We start from the raw sequence: 4090 nt of genomic DNA, 5'->3' as shown, positions 1-4090 counted from the left end.
TCGGCCTTTGAGGTCGTGGTATGGATGACGGATGGCTGGCCGCTGTATGAATCACGCCTGAAGGGAAAGCTGCACGTTATCAGCAAGCGTTACACTCAGCGCATTGAGCGACATAATCTGAATCTGAGACAACATCTGGCAAGGCTGGGACGGAAGTCACTGTCGTTCTCAAAATCGGTGGAGCTGCATGACAAGGTCATCGGGCATTATCTGAACATAAAACACTATCAGTAAGTTGGAGTCATTACCACAATTTCTGCCAACCGTTGTAAACGAGGAACAGAGACATCGCGCAGCATAGTTTGTGGATCTTGTGCACCAACAACCGACGCCCAAACCGCTCGTCCAGCCAGGAAGCCCGACGCACCACCTTTCATGGCAATACTTACTGCACGGCCAAAAATATCGGCATCAACGCCAGAAGAAAGAATTACCCACGGCATCTTCATCTGATCGTTAAGTTGCTGACAGGCGGCAAGTAAGGTTTTTTCATCGCCTTTGCCCCCTAATGGCATCTCGGCTTTGTAAAGATCAGCCTCTGTTCCACCAAGCTCTGCGGCGGCGGCAACAATGGCGCTTTCACGATCAAAGTCCCAACCGCGACGAGGTGGACGCACCACAGGTTCAATAATGCTCACCAGCCCGGCACTACGGCAGCGACGAACAAATTTATCAACCATTGCCAGACGTTCCTCTGCGGGTTCATCTTCACGCCAGAGTACAAGTAATTTCATTGCCTTAGCCCCCATTTCACGGGCTTTATGCGGGTCGACGGACATATCTATTTCAACGCTATCAACCGGGATGCCATTACCTGGGATAAAAAGATCGGCAGCGACAATCAGGCCGCAAGAATTAGCAACAGCGCCCTGCTCGACTATTTGCTCAAGACAAAATTGTTTATCCGCCAGAACGGCAGAAGCATAAGGAGAAAGGATTCGGGTCGCGGCAACTTTAAAATCGGTGAGTACACTGTCGGCGATGGGTTTTGGCTGCCCTGCTGCCGCAAACATCAAGCGCATGGCCTCACGCTGATCGACAGCTAACATGGCAAATCCACCACCTGGGCGGGAGATATCTTTCAGCGTAAATGGGGTGAAGTGGGATGACATAGAAACTCCTGTTAATAGATAAAATTAAAGACCAGCCTGCTGGCGAACCTGATTTAGCAGGGCACTCCAGTCCTGCCGCCCTTTGCCGTCTTGACTTGCTGCAGCGTAATAACTTTCTGCTGCAATCCCCATATTGAGCGGTGTCCCCGTCTCCCGAGCGACGTCAACTGCAATACGCAGATCTTTCAACGCCAGATCCACCATGAAGGCGGGTGAAAGATCGCCTTTCAGCACTTTGCCAGGCCAGGTGGTCGTAAAATGTCCTTTCCCTGCTGCCGTACCACTCATCACCTTAATTGCGACATCAAGATTTAATCCCAGTGACTCACATAACACAGCGGCCTCGGAGGACAGCGCATTAAGCGCAATGCTCATATAGTTGTTAATTAGCTTCACGCGGATCCCCATTCCTGGGCCGCCAGCCTCGACCAGCTCATTACCCATGCACATAAGAATCGGGCGTGCACGTGCAATCTGCTCATCAGTGCCACCCGCTAAAATCAGCAATGTGCCATCAATCGCATTCACGGACGTTCTGCCCACGGGAGCGTCCATCATACTGATGCCTTTTTCTTGTAACTCCCGTATTAATGCATCGGTCTGTAAGGGATGAATAGTCGACATATCAATCAATAACGCGTCAGATGAAACAGCCTCACAGACGCCTTTTTCCCCCAACAGAACCTGTCGAACAATGTCACCATTGGGAAGCATAGTGATGATAAATTCAGCGCCTGCTGCTGCTTCCGCTTGGGTTTGTGCCGCAGTGGCCCCCTGCGTAACTAGCGCATCGACGGCCTGTGCATTGACATCAAATACCTGCAATGAATGCCCTTTTTGCAATAGATTGTTAGCCATTGGGCTACCCATCTGCCCCAGCCCGAGAAATGCAATGGTTGCCATGAATACTCTCCTGTCTGACATTGACAAAATAATGACAATTGAAAATTCGTTTTTGTCTGTTTTTGAGCATATTTGTGATTTATGTTCAAAAACACGACACGCATCACTAATTTGATCATTTGCGTCATTTAAATTGACCAAAGACGACAAAATTAAACAGGACAAGACAAATATGACCAGAATTGCATGCGTGGGTATCACAGTTCAGGACAGAATTTATTCTTTGCCCACTCTGCCGGAGGGCGGCGGGAAATATCAGGCAAATCATTATCTTGAGATTGGTGGCGGCCCGGCAGCAACAGCCGCTGTTGCAATCGCAAAGCTTGGCGTGGAGGTTGATTTCATCGGTCGCGTCGGCGATGACAGTTGTGGAAATACCTTACTTGCAGAACTTGAGGGTTGGGGCGTCAATACCGCATTTTGCCGCCGATATCCTAACGCCCGTTCGTCGCAATCAGCGATCCTCGTTGATCAGCATGGCGAACGGATTATCGTTAATTATCCAAGTCCTGATCTCGGTACTGATGCCGAATGGTTAGAAGCGATCGATTTCTCTCGTTATAATCTGATTCTGGCCGATGTTCGCTGGCATAGCGGTACTGAAAAAGCATTCTCGCTAGCGCGCCTTGCGGGTGTGACAACGCTTTTAGACGCCGATATGACACCGCAGGATATTTCTCCACTTGTCGCGCTTGCCGATCACGCCGTGTTCTCAACACCAGGGCTGAAACGCATGACTGGCCTGCAGTCTCCTGAAGAAGGTTTGTTCCAGGCAACGACACAAACAGCAGGTAAAGTGTATGTTACGCTGGGTTCTGAAGGATCGTTGTGGATTGAAGATGGTCATTTGTGTCAACAGGAGGCATTTTCTGTCAATGTGGTTGATACCACTGGAGCAGGCGATGTTTTTCACGGCGCACTCGCGGTAGCGTTGGCAGAAAAAATGCCAACAAAAGAGGCTATTCGTTTTGCCAGTGCGGTTGCCGCGATGAAATGTACCCAGCCTGGCGGTCGGGCCGGCATTCCTAATCGTGAGCAAACCGAATCATTTTTGTCACTTTATGCGTAAAATGGTAAACATCTACCGAGGAGGGGCAAGGGAGTATTCATGAGTATCATCGAAGTGACAGGTAATCCACGCCATGACCAACTCGTTCATCTAATCGCAGAACGCGGTTATATGAATATTGAAGAACTGGCACAACTGCTGGATGTTTCAACGCAAACCGTGCGCCGGGATATCCGAAAACTCAGTGAGCAGGGCTTGATCACCCGTCATCATGGAGGGGCCGGGCGCGTCTCCAGCGTCATGAATACCGCTTTTGAGCAACGGGAACTTTCGCTCACCGCCGAGAAACGGGCGATCGCTGAGGCAGTCGCCGATTACCTTCCCGAACGCTGTACCGTCTTTATCACCATCGGTACAACCGTAGAAGCCGTTGCCAGGGCATTACTCAACCGGCGTGATTTACGCATTATCACTAACAGCCTACGTGTGGCACAGATTCTTTATAAGAATCAGGATATTGAAGTGATGGTGCCGGGAGGCACTTTACGCGCTCATAACGGCGGGATTATCGGCCCAGGAGCCGTGGATTTTATTGAAGGCTTCCGCGCAGATTATTTAATCACCAGTATAGGTGCCATTGAACATGACGGCACCCTACTGGAATTTGATCTAAATGAAGCGTTAGTCGCGAGAACGATGATTAAACATGCGCGGAATACATTGTTAGTGGCCGATCATACGAAGTTTGCCGCGTCTGCTGCCGTTTCAATTGGCAATGCACGGAATGTCAGGGCTTTTTTTACTGATGCCCCGCCTCCCAATTCTTTCTGCCAGTTGTTAAGTGAAGAGAATGTTGAACTGGTGGTTGCCGAGCAAGAAGTATCCTGAAATTGAAATTTCGGAAAATCCGCTGGGAATTTCAGCGGATTTTGTTTTCCATAAGCAAAAAAAACCTGCCAGCGATGGCTAATGCCGATCAGTTAAGGATCAGTTGACCGATCCAGTGGCTGTGTAAGAATCCGGAAACGCTCACTTGTTTCCGGATTTTTTTATGCACATTGGACAG

General features: G+C 49.6%; 5 protein-coding genes. 3 read left to right on the top strand and 2 right to left on the bottom strand.

All coding sequences use genetic code 11. The features are described from left to right. Positions 1-234 (top strand): IS1 family transposase (locus BHE85_RS11640; RefSeq protein WP_001393844.1); only part of this gene is annotated, 234 nt, incomplete at its 5' end. Here the strand turns inward: BHE85_RS11640 and BHE85_RS11635 are convergent. Further along, on the bottom strand, positions 228-1112 hold the full coding sequence (locus BHE85_RS11635) for an aldolase (RefSeq protein WP_000094546.1): 885 nt from the start codon (positions 1110-1112) through the stop codon (positions 228-230). The genes BHE85_RS11640 and BHE85_RS11635 overlap by 7 nt on opposite strands. A gap of 24 nt (positions 1113-1136) precedes the next feature. Continuing rightward, positions 1137-2015, bottom strand: a complete 879-nt coding sequence (gene yihU / locus BHE85_RS11630) for a sulfolactaldehyde 3-reductase (protein ID WP_004987839.1) — start codon at positions 2013-2015, stop codon at positions 1137-1139. 172 nt (positions 2016-2187) lie between these two features. Here yihU and BHE85_RS11625 point away from each other — a divergent pair, with 172 nt between their 5' ends. Then, the gene (locus tag BHE85_RS11625) at positions 2188-3084 is read left to right on the top strand and encodes a sugar kinase (protein WP_000196717.1); all 897 of its coding nucleotides are present in this window, start codon (positions 2188-2190) and stop codon (positions 3082-3084) included. A 39-nt stretch (positions 3085-3123) separates the two neighbouring features. Further along, positions 3124-3912, top strand: a complete 789-nt coding sequence (locus BHE85_RS11620; protein ID WP_000022285.1) for a DeoR/GlpR family DNA-binding transcription regulator — start codon at positions 3124-3126, stop codon at positions 3910-3912. The last annotated feature ends 178 nt before the right edge of the window (positions 3913-4090 follow it).

This window comes from Shigella sp. FC1567 (genome assembly GCF_001743015.1).
In the GTDB taxonomy this organism is placed as follows: Bacteria; Pseudomonadota; Gammaproteobacteria; order Enterobacterales; family Enterobacteriaceae; genus Escherichia; species Escherichia coli.
The sequence above is the reverse complement of the archived record's forward strand: the minus strand, read 5'-3'. Positions and strand labels throughout refer to the sequence as shown.